This is a genomic window from Pseudomonas sp. NY15463 (assembly GCF_048068415.1).
Taxonomy (GTDB): Bacteria; Pseudomonadota; Gammaproteobacteria; order Pseudomonadales; family Pseudomonadaceae; genus Aquipseudomonas; species Aquipseudomonas mosselii_C.
Window position 1 is genome coordinate 17,709 of the sequence record NZ_JBLUQD010000008.1, and the last position, 17,308, is coordinate 35,016.

The 17,308-nt window shown below is 64.1% G+C and carries 15 protein-coding genes; 9 read left to right on the plus strand and 6 right to left on the minus strand.

From position 1 onward, the window contains the following. Window positions 1-265: 265 nt before the first annotated feature. Together ACNFIC_RS19960 and ACNFIC_RS19965 are read right to left on the minus strand one after the other, a co-directional pair. Window positions 266-1,465: an amino acid aminotransferase gene (locus ACNFIC_RS19960; protein WP_416781701.1), complete on the minus strand. Its 1,200-nt coding sequence runs from the start codon at window positions 1,463-1,465 to the stop codon at window positions 266-268. Between the two features lie 166 nt (window positions 1,466-1,631). Then, entirely contained in the window at window positions 1,632-2,657 is a 1,026-nt protein-coding gene (locus tag ACNFIC_RS19965; RefSeq protein ID WP_416781703.1) for an Ldh family oxidoreductase, read from the minus strand. 465 nt (window positions 2,658-3,122) lie between these two features. Here ACNFIC_RS19965 and ACNFIC_RS19970 point away from each other — a divergent pair, with 465 nt between their 5' ends. From ACNFIC_RS19970 to ACNFIC_RS19990, 5 genes are all read left to right on the plus strand, one after another. Continuing rightward, window positions 3,123-3,932, plus strand: a complete 810-nt coding sequence (locus ACNFIC_RS19970) for a gamma-glutamyl-gamma-aminobutyrate hydrolase family protein (RefSeq protein WP_138217992.1) — start codon at window positions 3,123-3,125, stop codon at window positions 3,930-3,932. Window positions 3,933-4,349: 417 nt separating this feature from the next. Next, window positions 4,350-5,267 carry a 5-dehydro-4-deoxyglucarate dehydratase gene (kdgD, locus tag ACNFIC_RS19975; protein WP_138217993.1) on the plus strand — a complete coding sequence of 306 codons (918 nt, stop codon included), beginning with the start codon at window positions 4,350-4,352 and terminating at the stop codon, window positions 5,265-5,267. 160 nt (window positions 5,268-5,427) lie between these two features. After that, window positions 5,428-6,783 carry an MFS transporter gene (locus tag ACNFIC_RS19980; RefSeq protein ID WP_416781704.1) on the plus strand — a complete coding sequence of 452 codons (1,356 nt, stop codon included), beginning with the start codon at window positions 5,428-5,430 and terminating at the stop codon, window positions 6,781-6,783. Window positions 6,784-6,862: 79 nt separating this feature from the next. Continuing rightward, the gene (garD, locus tag ACNFIC_RS19985) at window positions 6,863-8,416 is read left to right on the plus strand and encodes a galactarate dehydratase (protein ID WP_138217995.1); all 1,554 of its coding nucleotides are present in this window, start codon (window positions 6,863-6,865) and stop codon (window positions 8,414-8,416) included. Window positions 8,417-8,518: 102 nt separating this feature from the next. Then, a complete protein-coding gene (locus tag ACNFIC_RS19990; RefSeq protein ID WP_416781706.1) occupies window positions 8,519-10,099 on the plus strand; it encodes an aldehyde dehydrogenase (NADP(+)) in 1,581 nt (526 codons plus the stop codon). Window positions 10,100-10,170: 71 nt separating this feature from the next. On the opposite strand, the gene ACNFIC_RS19995 is transcribed toward ACNFIC_RS19990, so the two are convergent. Further along, complete coding sequence (locus ACNFIC_RS19995) at window positions 10,171-10,920, minus strand: FadR/GntR family transcriptional regulator (protein WP_138217997.1); 750 nt, start codon at window positions 10,918-10,920, stop codon at window positions 10,171-10,173. 276 nt (window positions 10,921-11,196) lie between these two features. Here ACNFIC_RS19995 and ACNFIC_RS20000 point away from each other — a divergent pair, with 276 nt between their 5' ends. Continuing rightward, window positions 11,197-11,526 (plus strand): hypothetical protein, encoded by a 330-nt coding sequence (locus tag ACNFIC_RS20000; protein ID WP_138217998.1) that lies wholly within the window; start codon window positions 11,197-11,199, stop codon window positions 11,524-11,526. 114 nt (window positions 11,527-11,640) lie between these two features. On the opposite strand, the gene ACNFIC_RS20005 is transcribed toward ACNFIC_RS20000, so the two are convergent. The 3 genes from ACNFIC_RS20005 to ACNFIC_RS20015 form a co-directional block, all read right to left on the minus strand. Next, window positions 11,641-12,576 (minus strand): LysR family transcriptional regulator, encoded by a 936-nt coding sequence (locus tag ACNFIC_RS20005; protein ID WP_416781707.1) that lies wholly within the window; start codon window positions 12,574-12,576, stop codon window positions 11,641-11,643. Between the two features lie 18 nt (window positions 12,577-12,594). Further along, complete coding sequence (locus ACNFIC_RS20010) at window positions 12,595-13,569, minus strand: quinone oxidoreductase family protein (protein ID WP_138218000.1); 975 nt, start codon at window positions 13,567-13,569, stop codon at window positions 12,595-12,597. A gap of 136 nt (window positions 13,570-13,705) precedes the next feature. After that, window positions 13,706-14,458, minus strand: coding sequence for a methyltransferase domain-containing protein (locus ACNFIC_RS20015; RefSeq protein WP_138218001.1), 753 nt, complete (start codon window positions 14,456-14,458; stop codon window positions 13,706-13,708). 139 nt (window positions 14,459-14,597) lie between these two features. Here ACNFIC_RS20015 and ACNFIC_RS20020 point away from each other — a divergent pair, with 139 nt between their 5' ends. From ACNFIC_RS20020 to ACNFIC_RS20030, 3 genes are read left to right on the plus strand one after another with little or no spacing between them, the layout of a single operon-like run. Next, window positions 14,598-15,296, plus strand: coding sequence for a class I SAM-dependent methyltransferase (locus ACNFIC_RS20020; protein WP_138218002.1), 699 nt, complete (start codon window positions 14,598-14,600; stop codon window positions 15,294-15,296). A gap of 22 nt (window positions 15,297-15,318) precedes the next feature. Further along, window positions 15,319-16,458 carry a class C beta-lactamase gene (ampC, locus tag ACNFIC_RS20025; protein WP_416781709.1) on the plus strand — a complete coding sequence of 380 codons (1,140 nt, stop codon included), beginning with the start codon at window positions 15,319-15,321 and terminating at the stop codon, window positions 16,456-16,458. Between the two features lie 2 nt (window positions 16,459-16,460). After that, window positions 16,461-17,084, plus strand: coding sequence for a glutathione S-transferase family protein (locus tag ACNFIC_RS20030; RefSeq protein WP_416781710.1), 624 nt, complete (start codon window positions 16,461-16,463; stop codon window positions 17,082-17,084). Window positions 17,085-17,308: the final 224 nt, after the last annotated feature.

Below are 17,308 nucleotides of genomic sequence, written 5' to 3' on the forward strand. Positions count from 1 at the left end.
GCGAAATAGAGGTTTCGCCCAACTCAACCGGATAAAGAGGGGCGCGATTGTGCATGCAAAGGTTGCACTTGGGGAAGCCCCGCCCGAGGGACGGTTGCACTTGTCTGTACAAGCGCGCAGGTTTTACCTGTGTAAACGCATCGCGGGGCAAGTCGGGACGCCGAACCGCCCCGCCCCTGTCGCCTGCAAACGAGGTCGACGGTGGGCGCGGCGGTTCGGCTTCCCGACTTGCCCCGCGAGTGGGCCGTGCCGGTCAGTGCAGGGCTCAGGCCCCGTGCACCGCCGCGAACGCTTCAGCCACCTGGCGCAGGTTGGCCGGACGCAGGCCGGACATGCACACGCGGCCACTGTCGATCAAGTACACACCGAACTCGTCACGCAGGCGACGCACCTGCTGGACGCTGAAGCCGGTGTAGCTGAACATGCCGCGCTGGCGCAGGAAGAACTGGAAGTCCTGGCCTGGCAGCAGTTCACCAAGCAGATCGACAAGGCCCTGACGCATGTCGAGGATACGCTTGCGCATGACTTCCACCTCTGCCGCCCACTGGGCGCTCAGAGCCGCATCGCCGAGCACGCCGGCCACCAACTGCGCGCCAAAGGCGGGTGGGCTGGAGTAGTTGCGGCGCACGGTGGCCTTGAGCTGGCCGAGTACGCTGACAGCGGTGGCCGCATCGTCGCAGACCACCGACAGGCCCCCTACCCGCTCGCCGTACAGCGAGAAGATCTTCGAGAACGAGTTGCTGACCAGGCACGGAACACCGGCACGGGCCATTTCGCGGATGGCGAAGGCATCTTGCACCAGGCCTTCACCAAAGCCCTGATAAGCGATGTCGAGGAACGGGATCAGCTCGCGTGCCTTGACCACTTCCACCACCTGCTGCCATTGGCCCGGTTCCAGGTCGACACCGGTGGGGTTGTGGCAGCACGGGTGCAACAGCACGATGCTGTTGGCCGGCAGGGTATTCAGGGTGGCCAGCATGCCGGCGAAGTCGACACCGCGAGTGGCGGCGTCGAAGTACGGGTAGCTGTGTACCTTGAAACCGGCACCTTCGAAGATGGCGCGGTGGTTGTCCCACGTCGGGTCACTGACCCACACCTCGGAACCTGCGAAGTAGCGCTTGAGGAAGTCGGCACCGACTTTCAGCGCGCCCGAGCCACCCACCGTTTGCACGGTCGCCACGCGGCCATCGGCCACGGCGGGGTGATCGCTGCCGAACAGCAGCGCCTGGATCGCCTGGCGATAGGCGGCCAGGCCTTCCATGGGCAGGTACAGCGAGGCTTGGTGCGGCTGGCCGGCCAGGCGCTTCTCCACCTCGGCCACCGCTGCCAGTTGCGGCACCACGCCGGCTTTGTCGTAGTACAGGCCGATACTCAGGTTGACCTTGTCGGCGCGTGGATCGGCCTTGAAGGTTTCCATCAGCGAAAGGATCGGGTCGCCGGCATAGGCATCGACATGTTTGAACACAGCTTGCAGCTCCTTGGAGATCAGGACAGTTCAGGAAAGCGTGTACAGAGAATACCCGCAGTGGCGGCGCAGGGACATCATTGAATACGCAAGGTGCTTGTGCAGCCCTGCATAGCGCTCTGAGCACGCTTTGAAAACGCGCACGGGCGCCGCACCCAGCAGCCCCTTAGCCAGCCAACGCCTTGAGCCCAGCCAGTTCCTGCGCCGTCAGCGCCACGCCTTCGCGCTCCGCCAGCGCACGCTCACGGTAGCGACGCTCACCCGGCAGGCGCGAAAGCCCTGCGGCGAGCATCTGCTCCACCAGCGCGCGACTGCGCAGGGCAAAGCGCTCGCCCTCGGCCAGCGAAGGGTCGATGACGATGATCAACTGCCCAGTCCAGGGCGTCTTCGCCCCTGGATGGCTGGCCCAGTCGAACTCCCAGGAGAAATTGCCCCCGGTCAGCGCGGCGGCCAGCAGTTCGACCATCATCGACAGCGCCGAACCCTTGTGCCCGCCAAAGGGCAGCAACGCGCCACCGTCCAGGATGGCTTGCGGATCGCTGCTCGGCTGCCCCTGGGCGTCCACCCCCATGCCTTCAGGCAAGCGCTGCCCGGCACGCGCGGCGATCTGCACATCGCCATGGGCCATGGCGCTGGTGGCCATGTCGAAGACGATCGGGGCGTGTCCGGCGCAGGGCGCGGCGAAGGCGATCGGGTTGGTGCCGAACAGGGGCTTGCGCGCGCCGTGGGGCACTACGCAGGTCATACTGTTGACTACGCTCAGGGCGACCAGGCCCTCGTCGGCGAAGGGCTCGACATCCGGCCACAAGGCGGCGAAGTGGTGTGAGTTGTGGATCGCCAGCACGGCAATCCCCGCCTGGCGCGCCTTGTGGACCAGCAGCTCGCGGGCCGCCGCCAGGGCCGGCTGGGCGAAACCACCGCGGGCGTCTACCCGCACATAGCCCGACGCCACGTCGCTGACCTGCGACACGGCCTTGCCATCCACCCAGCCACTGGCCAGGGTCGATACATAACCCGGGATGCGGAACACGCCATGGCTGTGGGCGCCGTCGCGCTGCGCGCTGGCGCAGTTGTGGGCCAGCACGGCGGCCACCTCGGCGCTGCATCCATGGCGGTGCAGGATGCTCTGCAAGAGCGCCTGCAATTCGGTAAACGCTACGCGCACGAGGGGACCGGTGGACGGTGCGGACATCTGAAGCTCCTTTATGGGTATTGGATCGGCTACAGCGCAACGCTGAGGAATGTCCCGCGAATTCCCGGCCGCTGTCAAAGTGTCCCTGCGCAAGCCCAATCCCCCTCTTACAACGGTGCCCTTGCAGGCCTTCTAGCACTCTCAGGCACGCGCCAGCGGCAGGCCAGCGCGCGGCTTCATTGCAGCCACGCAAAGACCCAACTGCATCGTTAAATATTATTGACCTAACCCGCCGTCAAACCCTTGTCACCAAAGGGGCCGAAAGCCTAAAGCCCCCGAAAACAGGCGCCTCACCCCATCACTGCTCGTTTGACATATCGAACGGCTCTGGCAAGCTAGAAGCCAGGCCCCGACCGGAATCGCCGCGATGGCGAGCCGGCAGTGCTCGGGGCTACAGGCTGCACCCAAGGCCCCGGCCGTGCGCCTGCACAACAACGACAGGCATGACCTGTCCCAAGGTGACATATGTCCAACAGCAACATTGGCAACAAGCAACCCGCCCTGCGCAAACCTGTCGTGCTGATGACCATGGGCAGCCAGGCACGCAAAGGCCATGACTATCAGGTCATGACCCACAAATACATCACTCCGCTGGTCGAGTTCTCCGATTGCGTGCCGGTCCTGGTTCCGACCTGCTGCGGCACTGACGACCTGGACACCTATCTGGACATGGCCGACGGCGTGTATCTGACCGGCGCAGGCAGCAACATCGATCCGGCCCTCTACGGCCAGGAAAACCAGACCCCAGGCAAGGCCCAGGACCAGAATCGCGACCTGTTCGACCTACCGCTGGTCAAGGCGGCGATCAAGCGCGGCCTGCCGATCTTCGGCATCTGCCGGGGCATGCAGGAAATCAACGTAGCCCTGGGCGGTGACATCCACCAGAAGGTCTATGCCGAGCCAGGCTTCAACGATCACCGGGAAAACCCCGAAGATCCGGTTGAGGTGCAGTACGCCCAAGTGCATGGGGTGAAGATCAAGCCAGGCAGCTGGCTGCATGAAACCCTGGGCACCGACCAGATTCGCGTCAACTCGCTGCATGGCCAAGGCCTGCGCAACCTCGGCGCTGGTATCGAGGCGATCGCCCACGCCGAGGACGGCTTGGTCGAGGCGATCCACGCCCCGAGCATTTCGCCCTTCCTGTTCGCGGTGCAGTGGCACCCTGAGTGGCAGGCAGCGAACAACCCTGATTCGATCAAGATGTTCCGGGCCTTCGGCGATGCCTGCCGTGCGCAGGTCCGCAAGTCCCAGGTCAAGCGCCACCAGGCCGCCTGACCCAACAACAAAGCTTCGTTAGCTTTGATCGCGGGGCGGCGCAAGGTCGCCCCTGCTTCCCAGGTCATCCTCTGCTGGTCCCAGAACACTTACCGTGGAAGCGGGCGGCGGGCTTGTGCCTGTCTCCGCGATCCTTTTTGCTCTCAAGAGATACGATGACTGATCGCAACAACTGTTCGGCGTCGGTCCATCCTTCTTTCTCCTCGCTACCAGCTCGCCTTCACCGCCCTTCAAGCCAAGCAGAATAGCGCGGGAGCGCGCTTGCCCAGCAAAGGGGGCGACACAGCCGGTGCCAGCCCCAGCTACCCCACCCAGAAAAAATTCCATGCAGGGACTAGTCATCGCTCAAGTTGTACGATAACTTACATCTAACGAAACAACACCCTCACACCCAAGCGCCACAGGATGCCAACAACAATGACTCCACAAGAACTGAAATCCATCCTCTCCCACGGCCTGCTGTCCTTCCCTGTCACCGACTTCAATGCCCAGGGCGACTTCAACCAGGCTGGCTACATCAAGCGGCTGGAATGGCTCGCCCCTTACGGTGCCAGCGCCCTGTTCGCCGCTGGCGGCACCGGTGAGTTCTTCTCCCTGGCTGCCAGCGAATACAGCCAAGTCATCAAGACCGCCGTCGATACCTGCGCCACCTCGGTGCCAATCCTCGCAGGCGTAGGCGGCTCCACTCGCCAGGCTATCGAATACGCGCAAGAAGCCGAGCGCCTGGGTGCCAAAGGTCTGCTGCTGCTGCCCCACTACCTCACCGAAGCCAGCCAGGACGGCGTTGCCGCCCACGTCGAAGCGGTGTGCAAGTCGGTCAACATCGGTGTGGTGGTGTACAACCGCAACGTCTGCCGCCTGAACGCAGACCTGCTGGAAAAACTCGCCGAGCGCTGCCCGAACCTGATCGGCTACAAGGACGGCCTGGGTGACATCGAACTGATGGTGTCGATCCGTCGCCGCCTGGGTGATCGTTTCAGCTACCTGGGTGGCCTGCCTACCGCCGAAGTGTATGCTGCTGCCTATAAGGCTCTCGGTGTGCCGGTTTACTCCTCGGCGGTGTTCAACTTCGTTCCGAAAACCGCGATGGACTTCTACCACGCCATTGCGCGTGACGATCACGCCACCGTCGCCAAGCTGATCGACGATTTCTTCCTGCCGTACCTGGACATCCGCAACCGCAAAGCCGGTTACGCCGTGAGCATCGTCAAGGCAGGCGCCAAGATCGCCGGTTACGACGCAGGCCCGGTGCGCACCCCGCTGACCGACCTGACCGCGCAAGAGTACGAAATGCTCGCTGCACTGATGGACAAGATGGGCCCGCAAGGCCTGTGATGTCCGCGGGCCGCTGAGCGGCCCGGCGCCTGCCTAACCTGTTCCCACGGTGACCGCCTGCCTGGCCCCGTGGGAATTGGCGCAAGCCGGCGAAAGCGCCCTGCCCTGGCGCCACACAATTTAATTGCCCGCACAAAAATAACTAGTGGGAGGACTCAGCATGCAGGCGAAACAAAAGACGCATGTACGCTACCTGATCCTGTTGATGCTGTTTCTGGTAACCACCATCAACTATGCAGACCGCGCGACCATCGCCATTGCAGGTTCCAGCCTGCAAAAGGACCTTGGCATCGACGCCGTCACCCTCGGCTACATTTTCTCCGCCTTTGGCTGGGCCTATGTGGCTGGTCAAATCCCAGGCGGTTGGTTGCTGGACCGTTTCGGTTCCAAGAACGTCTACGCCTTCAGCATTTTCACCTGGTCGTTGTTCACCCTGTTGCAAGGCTTCGTCGGCGGCCTGCCGGTGGCGTGGGCAGTGGTGACCTTGTTCACCCTGCGCTTTTTGGTCGGCTTCGCCGAAGCCCCATCGTTCCCTGGTAACGCACGCGTGGTTGCTGCGTGGTTCCCAACCCAGGAGCGTGGCACCGCCTCGGCGATCTTCAACTCGGCGCAATACTTCGCCACCGCGCTGTTCGCCCCCATCATGGGCTGGATCGTGTTCAGCTTCGGCTGGGAGCATGTGTTCGTGGTCATGGGTTCGCTGGGCATCGTGTTCTCGGCAGTGTGGATGAAAACCATCTACAACCCACGCCAACACCCACGCATCAGCGCCAGTGAGCTTGAGCACATCGAGAGCAACGGCGGCCTGGTCGACATGGACCAGAAGCGCGGCAACGACGGCCCGAAGTGGGGCTACATCAAGCAACTGCTGACCAGCCGCATGCTCCTGGGCGTGTACCTGGGCCAGTACTGCATCAACGCCATCACTTACTTCTTCCTCACCTGGTTCCCGGTTTACCTGGTGCAGGAACGCGGCATGACCATCCTCAAGGCCGGCTTCATCGCCTCGCTGCCGGCGGTATGCGGCTTCATCGGTGGCGTGCTGGGCGGGGTGATCTCAGACTGGCTGCTGCGCCGTGGCAACTCGCTGACCTTCTCGCGCAAACTGCCGATCGTCTGCGGCCTGATGCTCTCGACCACCATGGTGTTCTGCAACTACGTCGACGCTGAGTGGATGGTGGTGGGCTTCATGACCTTGGCGTTCTTCGGTAAAGGTATCGGCGCGCTGGGCTGGGCAGTGGTGGCCGACACCTCTCCCAAGCAGATCGCCGGGTTGTCCGGTGGCCTGTTCAACACCTTCGGCAACATCGCCTCGATCACCACACCGATCGTCATCGGCTACATCATCAGCGCCACCGGCTCGTTCAAATGGGCCCTGGTATACGTGGGCGCCAATGCCCTGGTGGCGGTGTTCAGCTACCTGGTGATCGTCGGCCCGATCAAGCGCATCGAACTGAAAGACACCGCAACACCGGATGCAGCGCCGAGCGCTGAGCTGGCCGTCTCGCGCCATTGAGTGAAACACGTCGGCGCCCTGCACAGGGCGCCGACGGCCGTACATAAAGCCTGAAAGAAATGACAAGAAGGGCCTGACCATGCAGTTGATCGAACATTCCGAGTCGCCCCGCTACGTCCGCCTGCACGATGACGACAACGTCGTGGTGGTGGTCAACGACGGTGGCCTGGGCGAAGGCGCCCGTTTCGCCGATGGCCTGACCCTGGTCGAAGGCGTACCCCAAAGCCACAAGGTCGCCACCGTCGATATCCAACCCGGTGCCCCTGTGCGCCGCTACGGCCAGATTATCGGCTACGCACGCGAACTACTGCGCCAAGGCAGCTGGGTCAAGGAAGATCAGCTCGACATGCCCGCAGCACCCGAACTCGACAGCCTGCCACGCTGCGACGCGGTGCCCGCCGCCCTGCCCGCATTGGAAGGTTTCACTTTCGAAGGCTACCGCAATGCCGACGGCACCGTCGGCACCCGTAACATCCTTGGCATCACCACCACCGTGCAGTGCGTGACCGGCGTGCTGGATTTCGCGGTCAAACGCATCCGCAGCGAGCTGCTGCCTAAGTACCCCAACGTCGATGACGTGGTCGCCCTCACCCACAGTTACGGCTGCGGCGTGGCGATCAACGCCCGCGACGCCTATATCCCGATTCGTACCGTGCGCAACCTGGCGCGCAATCCCAACCTGGGCGGCGAAGCGCTGGTGATCAGCCTGGGCTGCGAAAAACTGCAGGCCAGCCAGGTCATGCACGACAACGACCCGTCGGTGGACCTCAGCGAGCCATGGCTGTACCGCTTGCAGGACGCAAGCATGGGCTTCACCGAAATGATCGAGCAGATCATGGGCCTGGCCGAAACCCGCCTGAAGAAACTCGACCAGCGCCGCCGTGAAACCGTACCGGCCAGCGAGCTGATCCTGGGCATGCAGTGCGGCGGCAGCGACGCCTTCAGCGGTATTACCGCCAACCCTGCGCTGGGCTATGCGGCCGACCTGCTGGTACGCGCCGGCGCCACGGTATTGTTCTCGGAAGTGACCGAGGTACGCGACGCCATCTACATGCTCACCTCCCGCGCGCAGACCCCGGAAGTGGCCGAAGCGTTGGTCCGTGAAATGGACTGGTACGACCGCTACCTGCAACAAGGCGCCGCCGACCGCAGCGCCAACACCACGCCAGGCAACAAGAAAGGCGGCTTGTCGAACATCGTCGAGAAATCCCTCGGTTCGATCGTCAAGTCTGGCAGCGGCGCCATCCAGGGTGTGGTTGGGCCAGGCGAGCGCGTCTCGGGCAAGGGCCTGATTTTCTGCGCGACCCCCGCCAGCGACTTCGTCTGCGGCACCCTGCAACTGGCTGCCGGCATGAACCTGCACGTCTTCACCACCGGCCGTGGCACGCCCTACGGGCTGGCCATGGCGCCAGTGGTCAAGGTGTGCACCCGCACCGAGCTGGCACAGCGCTGGCCCGACCTGATCGACATCGACGCCGGGCGCATCGCCAGTGGCCGTTCGAGCATCGAGGAGCTGGGCTGGGAGCTGTTCCACTACTACCTGGACGTGGCCAGCGGCCGCAAGCAGACCTGGGCCGAAAAGCACGGGCTGCACAACGACATCACCCTGTTCAACCCGGCACCGATTACCTGATGCCCCGGACTTGCCCGATTTACCAGTGTGTCGCGCCCCCCTGTGGGAACGGGCTTGCCCAGCTAAATAGCCTACATTCATTCATCTCTACAGGAGCACCCCATGCCTGAGATCCTCGGCCACAACTTCATCGCAGGCGCACGCAGCGCCGCCGGCCCACAGCGTCTGCAAAGCCTGGACGCCACCACCGGCGAAGCCCTGCCCTACAGCTTCGCCCAGGCTACCGAGAGCGAAGTCGACCAAGCCGCCACTGCGGCCAAAGCTGCCTTCGTCGAATTCCGCCAGATGAGCCCGGCCCGACGCGCCGAGTTCCTCGATGCCATCGCCGCCGAACTGGACGAGCTCGATGACAGTTTCGTCGCCATCGTCTGCCGTGAAACCGCACTGCCTGCTGCCCGCATCCAAGGTGAGCGCGGCCGCACCAGCGGCCAGATGCGCCTGTTCGCGCAAGTGCTGCGTCGGGGCGACTTCCTCGGTGCGCGCATCGACCTAGCCCTGCCAGAGCGCCAGCCGCTGCCACGCGTTGACCTGCGCCAGATGCGCATCGGCGTAGGCCCGGTCGCGGTATTCGGTGCCAGCAACTTCCCACTGGCCTTCTCCACCGCAGGCGGTGACACCGCCGCCGCGTTTGCCGCAGGTTGCCCAGTGGTGTTCAAGGCCCACAGCGGACACATGGCCACCGCCGACCTGGTCGGCGCCGCGATCATCCGCGCCGCCGAGCGCACCGGCATGCCCAAGGGCGTGTTCAACATGATCTTCGGCAGCCGCGTGGGCGAGGCGCTGGTCAAGCACCCTGCGATCCAGGCAGTCGGCTTCACCGGCTCGCTCAACGGCGGCGATGCACTGTGCCGTCTCGCCGCCGAGCGCCCGCAGCCGATCCCGGTGTTCGCCGAAATGTCGAGCATCAACCCGGTGATCATCCTGCCAAGTGCCCTGGCCAAGCGTGGCGAGGCCATCGCCCGTGAACTGGCCGGTTCCGTGTGCATGGGTGCAGGCCAGTTCTGCACCAACCCTGGCATGGTGATCGGCCTGCAATCGGCGTCGTTCAGCCAACTGCTGACTGACCTTGGCCAGCACCTGGACGCCCAGGCCGGCCAGACCATGCTCAACGCGGGCGGCCTGCGCAGCTACGTGGGCGGCCTGGAGCACCTGCACGCACATGCCGGTATTCAGCACCTGGCCGGTCAACCCCAGGAAGGCAGCCAGGCCCGCGCCCAGCTGTTCAAGGCCGATGCCCGCCTACTGGTAGAGTCCGACCCGCTGCTGCAGGAAGAAGTGTTCGGCCCGACTACGGTGGCTGTGGAAGTGACCGACAACGAGCAACTGCGCGCCGCCCTGCTGGGCCTTCGCGGCCAACTGACTGCAACGCTGATCGGCGAGCCGGAAGACTTCGAAGCCTTCGCCTGGCTGGTGCCACTGCTGGAAGAGAAAGTCGGTCGGATCCTGGTCAACGGTTACCCGACCGGTGTCGAGGTGTGCGATGCGATGGTCCACGGTGGCCCATACCCTGCCACCTCCGATGCGCGTGGCACCTCGGTCGGCACCCTGGCCATCGACCGCTTCCTGCGCCCGGTGTGCTACCAGAACTACCCGCAGGCATTGCTGCCTGAGGCGCTGCGTGACGGCAACCCGCTGGGTATTCGTCGACTGGTGAATGGGCAGTGGAACGACGGGGCGATCTGATCGTCCTTGAGCGAAGAAAGAAAGCCCCGCTGATGCGGGGCTTTCTTATTTCCAGTGCAAGGGCCTGATACTCAGGCTCTTTGCGCCTCGGCCTCGGCATGCGCCTGGCGCAGGCGTTCGCGGCTGTTGCTCAGGTGCAGGCGCATGGCCATTTTCGCCCCCTCGCTGTCGCCACGGGCGATGGCTTCATAGATGGCTTCGTGCTCGTGCATCAGCCGGCCCATGTAGTGGGCCTGATCATCATGGGCCAGACGCGCGGAATTGAGCCGGGTGCGCGGAATGATGCTGGTACCCAGGTGATGGATGATGTCGGCGAAGTAGTGGTTGCCACTGGCCTGGGCGATGCGCAGGTGGAACTGGAAGTCGGCCGATACCGCATCGGAGGCGTGTGCCGCCCCCTCGTTGAGTTCGTCCAGCGCTGCGCGCATACCCACCAGTTCCTCTTCGCTGCGCCGTTGCGCGGCCAGGCCTGCGGACTCGATCTCCAGGGCGATGCGCAACTCCAGCACCGACAGCACTTCGCGCAAGGTGACGATGGTAGCAGGGTCGATACGAAAACCGCCGGTGCTCGGCGCATCCAGTACGAAGGTACCGATGCCGTGGCGGGTCTCGACCTGGCCTGCGGCCTGCAACCGCGAGATCGCTTCACGCACCACGGTGCGGCTGACGCCTTCCTCGACCATGATCTGCGACTCGGTCGGGAGCTTGTCGCCGCGCTTGAGCTGGCCGCTGCGGATACGCTCGGTCAGCACGGTGACCAGCTCCTGCGCCAGGCTGCGGGGTTTGCGTCGGGTGCGTGGCTGTGCCTGCTGCTCTGTCATGCCCTGTACATTTGGTAGTGATAGACAGGCGCCATGATAGCGCATGCAGTTGTACGATCACATATCTATCCAAGGGTTTTTCAAGGCGTTTGCAGCGGCATTGGTAAAATGACGCGCGCCCCACGGCACTGCGGCTGACGGTCTTGGCAATGTGTCGCACCAACGGCTGCGAAACACCCCCCCGCGCATGCCCATCACCTGGCGGCAAAGTGGTGGCCCCCGGCGCCCTCAAGAACGATCAGACTCCGTTCTCCTTCAGACGCTTAGGACAGCAACATGCGGGTAATTCTAGCAACCGTGGCCAGCTGCCTGCTGGCCTTTGCCAGCGCTGGCGCACAGGCCCGGACATTGAGCCAGAACGAACGCCAAGTGTGTGGCTGGGGATCGCAGATCGCCGCCGAGGCCCAGCAGGCCAAGCTTTCCGGGGTTACCCAATACGCCATGCGCAAGAAGCTACAGGCGCGCAAGTTCCCCAAACCATGGATGCGCATGACCGCCTTTGGTATTACCGAACAGACCTACAACAGCCGTTCGCGGCTCAAGCCAGCAGCGATCAAGCAGACCTACTACGAGCAATGCGCTCAACACGCCGTCGCAAAGAAATAAATGCTTTAGATCAGATAGTTACAGTAAATACCTAAGGCGATTTATGGAATCCAGAATGTCTTTTCAAGAATCAATAAATCGCTATAAATCAATACCTTATGCAAACTATCTAATCTAAATCCGTGAATTACCCCGTCGCCAGGGTGCGCCGTTCTTGAAGCAGGCCTCCAACCAGGCCTTGAACGCCCGTAACGCTGCCGTATTCAGGCGCGCCGACGGGCGCACCAGGTAGATTCCCGCCGCCACATCCAGTTGCCAATCCGGCAGCACACGAACCAGCCGACCGGCTTGCAGGTCATCCACCATCAACCAGTCACCACCGGCCAGAATACCCACACCACGGCGCGCGGCCTCCAACAGCGCTTCATTGTCGTTGCTGCGCAGCGACCCGCCCACCTTCACGCTGACCTGCTCCCCCGCAGTGGTCAGGCGCCAGTCCGGGAAACTGAGCAGCCCACTGAAACCCAGGCAATTGTGCCCAGCAAGCTCAGCAGGTTGCTGCGGAGTGCCTAGACGTGCCAGGTAGTCAGGAGCAGCGCACAGAATGCGCAGGTGATCGCACAGCTTGCTCGCCACCAAGCGGTTGTCGGCCAGCTCGCCAATGCGGATGGCCGCATCGAAGCCTTCACCGATCAGGTCGACGAAGCGGTCGGCGTATTCGGCCTCGACCGACACCTGCGGGTGGGCCAGCACGAAATCGGCCACCACGGCGCTCAGCCAGCGGCGCCCCATGGCTGCCGGAAGCGCCAGGCGCAGACGACCACGCACCTGCGCAGCCCCCTGAGCGGCCTCCTGTTCGGCTTCGTCGATCAATCGGCCGGCATGGCGCAAGCGCTCCACCAGCCGCTCACCTTCATCGGTGAAGCGCAACTGCCGGGTGGATCGCTCCACCAGGCGGATACCCAGGCGTAGCTCCAGTGCGCCAAGGCGGCGCGACAGCACCGAGGGATGACGCTCCAACTGGCGCCCGGCAGCGGCGAACGAACCCTGCTCGTGCAGGGCCAGCAGGGTGGCCAGTTCATCGGCTCGGTGGCTGTCGAAGGGGTCCATGGCAAGGCTCGTGCAGGTTCAAGGAATGAGTACCAGCGCCCCTTCCGAACGGCCTTGTTCCAGATCCTCATGGGCCCTGGCAACCTCGCCCAGCGGATAGCGGCGCCAGGTCCGCGCCTGGATGATACCCGCCTGCAGGGCCGCCAGCACAGCGTCCGCCCGAGCCTGGTACTCCTCGGCGCTGGCCGTGTGGGCAGCCAAGGATGGCCGCGTGACGAACAGCGAGCCCTTGGCGTTGAGGGTGGCCATCTCGATGGCCGCCGGCGCTCCGCTGGTGGCACCGAACGATACCAACAGACCGCGCGGGCGCAGGCTGTCCAGGGAGGCTTGCAGCGAGACGCGGCCGACGCTGTCGTACACCACGTCCACCCCCTGCCCGCCAGTCAGCTCACGCACCTCGGCCGCCAAGGTCGCGGCGTCGAACACCAAGACATGCTCGCAACCGGCCGCCTGAGCCCTGGCCACACTCTGCGGCCGCGACACCACGCCAATCACCCTGGCGCCCAGGTGTCGAGCCCATGGCACCATCAACTGCCCCAGCGCACCGCCAGCACCGTAGATAAGCACCTGCGTTCTCGGCCCCACCAGGTAGGTACTGGTCAGCAGGTACTGGGCGGTGATGCCCTTGAACAGGGCCGCCGCCGCCTGCTCGTCACTAACCCCTGACGTGAGCTTGACCAGGCGCTCAGCCGGGAACAGCCGCGCCGAAGCGTAGCTGCCCACAGGGCCGGTGGCATACCCCACGCGATCGCCCACCTGCACGTTGAGTACCCCTGCCCCCACCGCCGTCACCCTTCCTGCGCCCTCCAGGCCCAAGCCCGCAGGCAGCGGTAAGGGCGCGACGCCTTTGCGTTGCAGCACATCCAACGGATTGACCCCAATCGCAGTCTGTTCCAGCCAGACCTCCCCCGGTCCCGGCCGTTGCTCGGACACCGCTTGCAGCTGCATCACGTCCACGTCGCCGGTTTGTTGCAGCACGATTCGCTTGGCCATGTTCGGTTCCTCAAGGGTTGTGCAGGTACAGGCAGGCTAGAGCGCTGCACCAAACCGAACAATGACCCTTGCTGAAGATCATTCGTGCATCAGAAACAGCAATGCACCCTGCCCGACACACCCCGCCAAGCGCGGCTCAATCCTTGCGCGCCACGACCCCGAACGCCATGTCCCCCAGATAAATCTGCGTCGACGCGCAGCGCTCGGCATCGAGCCGTGCCTGCAAGGTATCGATACCCACCTGCCTCGCCGTCGCCACCCCATGGGCAATGATCCGCGGCAGGCAGGCACGGACGATATCGCCCAGCGCATAGGCGTGACTGGGCGTTTGCACCAGGGCCTCGGCACGCAGGTCCTCGACCTGGAGCCCTGCCTCGCTGAAAACCCGGTGCAGGTTGAACCCAATGTGCAGGTCTGCCCCCTCGTGCACCAGCATGCGCCGCAGCCACTGCTGGGCCTTGCGATGCACAGGCAATGGCGCAAGGCTCGCCGGGGTAAGGGTGCTGTCATGCTCCTGAAACACCATCACGCCGCCGGGCAGCAGCAGCCGGGCCAACGCCCGCACGGCCTTGACCGCATCGCCCTGATACATCAGCACCCGGCGCCCGACAATGGCGTCGAACAACCCCAGCGAAGCCGGTAGCGCGTGCAGGTCGCCGACGATGAACTCAGGTCGCGCAGCCCCCTTGGGTGTGTCGCGTCGGGCCGCCATCAACAGCGCCTCTTCGGCCTGATCGACCCCCACCACAGCGCCGTCGCATTCCACCAGGCGGGCCAGCAACCAAGTCACATCACCGCGGCCACAGCCGACGTCGAGCACGCGCATGCCCGGGCCGATCTGCGCATCCTGCAACAGACGGGTAGTGAAATCCGTTTTCGACACAGGCATGCCGTGCTCCTTTTCGAGGACGTGTCAGTGTGCCGAGGGTCAGGCGCCAGATACAAGGCTGGTGACTCGGGTAGTCGATCTCGTGTGCCAGGCCGGCAGTATGGCCTACCCTTGTTCCTCACCCGTAAAGGAGGCGCCCATGCCCACCGACATCGACCTGCTGCAGAGCTGGCAGCACAATGCCCACGCCTGGATCGACGCCGTGCGCTCAGGCAGTATCGCTTCACGCCAGCAGGTGACCGACCAGGCCATTTTGCTAGCCTTGCTTGGCCTGGGCCCACAACGGGTGCTCGACCTGGGCTGTGGCGAAGGCTGGCTGCTGCGGGCATTGACCGAACGCGGCGTGACGGCCGTTGGCGTCGATGGCGATGCGCAACTGGTGGCCGCTGCACAGGCAGCAGGATCGGCACCGGTGCACCTGGCCAGCTACCAGCAACTGGCAGAAAACCGTGTCGATATCGGTGATGACTACGACCTGATCTGCGCCAACTTTGCCCTGCTACAGCAGGATATCGTGCCGCTGCTCAGCGCCCTGCGCGGGCGACTGACAGCCGACGGCGCGCTGGTGATCCAGACCCTGCATCCGTGGGCGGCTGCAGCTGGCCTCTATCAGGACGGCTGGCGTGAAGAGTCGTTTGCAGGCTTCAGCGGACACTGGCAGCCCATGCCATGGTACTTGCGCACCTTGGGCAGTTGGCTCGATGCCTTGGCGCTGGCTGGTTTCAACCTTGAAGCGTTACGCGAACCGCAGCATCCGCAAAGCCCGGCCCCACAATCTCTGTTGTTGGTGGCGCGGTCTTGTCAGGCACGCCGGGCAAACGATAGGGTCATCGGCTAACGGCCCGTCCAAGGAACGCTGCATGCCTCGTTTTACCCCCCTGCTAATCGCCAGCGCCTTGGCGCTGAGCGCTCCACCGGTGCTGGCCGCCGACCTGCAAAGCATGGTCGATGGCACGGTCGAGCCACTGATGCGCGAGCACGGTATCACCGGCCTGGCCGTGGCGGTTTACGCCAATGGCCAGGCCCACTATTTCAACTACGGCGTGTCCAGCAAACGCGATAAGCAAGCGGTCACACGTGACACGCTGTTCGAAGTAGGCTCGGTGAGCAAGACGTTCACCGCCACCCTCGCAGCCCTGGCCAGTACCGAAGGCAAGCTCGACCTCGCCGCCAGCGCCAGCCACTACCAGCCAGCCCTGGCCGGCACACCGATCGGCAGCGCCACACTACTGGATCTGGCGGCGTACAGCGGCGATTGCCTGCCGCTGCAATTCCCGGAGGCGGTGCAGACGCCCGCGCAAACCTTGGCGTTTTTTCAACACTGGCAACGGCGCAGCGAGCACGGCACCCAGCGCTGCTACTCGAACCCGAGCCTGGGCCTGTTCGGCGACCTGGCCGCCCGCGCCCAGCACACGCCATTCGCCGAGCTGATGAGCGCCACTGTGCTTCCCCGACTAGGCCTGCAACACACCTGGCTAGAGGTGCCACTTGCGCAGCAAGGGCTGTATGCCCAGGGCTACGATGCGCAAGACAAGCCGGTACGGGTCGGCCCAGGTCCCTACGCCGACCAGGCGTACGGCATCAAGAGCAGCGCCAGCGACCTGCTGCGCTACGTGCAGTTGCAACTGCATCCAGACGAATTGGACGCACCCCTGCGCCGGGCCATCGCCCTCACCCAAGGTGGCTACTTCCAGGTGGGTAGCATGACCCAAGGCCTGGGCTGGGAACGCTACCCCTACCCCGTCAGCCTAGACACCCTGCTCGCAGGCAACAGCGCGCAGATGATCCGCGAGCCCCAGGCCACCCGCGCGCTCACCCCGGCACTGCCCGCGCTAGCCAGCGCTTGGTACAACAAGACCGGCGCCACCAACGGCTTCGGCGCCTACCTGGCGTTCGTGCCGTCGAAGCAGATGGGCATCGTGCTACTGGCCAATCGTAACTACCCCAATGATGCGCGCGTGCGTGCCGCTTACCGCATTCTTTCGAGTCTGGAGCAATGAACATGTTGAGAATCCTTGGCAAGGCCGCGTCGATCAACGTACGCAAGGTGTTATGGACCTGCGCCGAACTGCAACTGCCCTACCAGCGCGAGGACTGGGGCAGCGGTTTCCAGCCCACGGACGCACCGCAATTTCTGGCCCTGAACCCCAATGCCATGGTGCCGGTGGTGGTCGACGGCGATTTCGTGCTGTGGGAATCCAACACCATCATCCGCTACCTGGCCAACCAGCACGGCGGCGCACACCTGTACCCCAGCGCCCCGCGTGCCCGCGCGGCGGTGGATCAGTGGCTGGACTGGCAGGCCACCGACCTCAACGACGCCTGGCGCTACCCGTTCATGTCGCTGGTACGCCAATCACCCGCCCATCAGGATCCAGCACTGCTGGCCGCCGGCTGCGCGACCTGGAATGCCCGGATGCAGCTACTGGAACAGCGCCTGGAGGCTACTGGCGCGTACGTTGCTGGCAACGATTTCAGCCTGGCCGACGTGGTCATCGGGCTGTCACTGAACCGTTGGCGGCGCACCCTTGCCCAGCGCCCGGAACTGCCGGCACTGGAGGCGTACCACACGCGTCTGCGTCAGCGTCCAGGCTTCCTCGAACATGGCGACAACGGCTTGGTTTGAGGGCAGATGCTGGATTGTCGGACAAGATGTAGTGATAAAAAATATTCACTACAAAACTGTTGACGCCTCTCCTGGCCCTTGTGCATGATGAGGCCGTCTCCCTGATCGGGAGCGGTGGCAAGGGTGTTCCAGACGGCCTGCGCGGTAACGCAGGCCGTTCGTGGAGAGGGAAACTGCCCAGAAGGCAGCGTGAGAAAGCCCCTGTTGCGAAGCTGCTGTAGCAG

Bases quoted from the DNA above. Each gene is read 5' to 3' on its own strand.
- ACNFIC_RS20015 (WP_138218001.1), bottom strand. From the start codon at position 14,458: ATGCCTGTGTCGAAAACGGATTTCACTACCCGTCTGTTGCAGGATGCG.
- garD (WP_138217995.1), top strand. From the start codon at position 6,863: ATGCAGTTGATCGAACATTCCGAGTCGCCCCGCTACGTCCGCCTGCAC.
- ACNFIC_RS20000 (WP_138217998.1), top strand. From the start codon at position 11,197: ATGCGGGTAATTCTAGCAACCGTGGCCAGCTGCCTGCTGGCCTTTGCC.
- ACNFIC_RS19965 (WP_416781703.1), bottom strand. From the start codon at position 2,657: ATGTCCGCACCGTCCACCGGTCCCCTCGTGCGCGTAGCGTTTACCGAA.
- ACNFIC_RS20010 (WP_138218000.1), bottom strand. From the start codon at position 13,569: ATGGCCAAGCGAATCGTGCTGCAACAAACCGGCGACGTGGACGTGATG.
- ACNFIC_RS19995 (WP_138217997.1), bottom strand. From the start codon at position 10,920: ATGACAGAGCAGCAGGCACAGCCACGCACCCGACGCAAACCCCGCAGC.
- ampC (WP_416781709.1), top strand. From the start codon at position 15,319: ATGCCTCGTTTTACCCCCCTGCTAATCGCCAGCGCCTTGGCGCTGAGC.
- ACNFIC_RS20020 (WP_138218002.1), top strand. From the start codon at position 14,598: ATGCCCACCGACATCGACCTGCTGCAGAGCTGGCAGCACAATGCCCAC.
- ACNFIC_RS20030 (WP_416781710.1), top strand. From the start codon at position 16,461: ATGTTGAGAATCCTTGGCAAGGCCGCGTCGATCAACGTACGCAAGGTG.
- ACNFIC_RS19970 (WP_138217992.1), top strand. From the start codon at position 3,123: ATGTCCAACAGCAACATTGGCAACAAGCAACCCGCCCTGCGCAAACCT.
- ACNFIC_RS19980 (WP_416781704.1), top strand. From the start codon at position 5,428: ATGCAGGCGAAACAAAAGACGCATGTACGCTACCTGATCCTGTTGATG.
- kdgD (WP_138217993.1), top strand. From the start codon at position 4,350: ATGACTCCACAAGAACTGAAATCCATCCTCTCCCACGGCCTGCTGTCC.
- ACNFIC_RS20005 (WP_416781707.1), bottom strand. From the start codon at position 12,576: ATGGACCCCTTCGACAGCCACCGAGCCGATGAACTGGCCACCCTGCTG.
- ACNFIC_RS19990 (WP_416781706.1), top strand. From the start codon at position 8,519: ATGCCTGAGATCCTCGGCCACAACTTCATCGCAGGCGCACGCAGCGCC.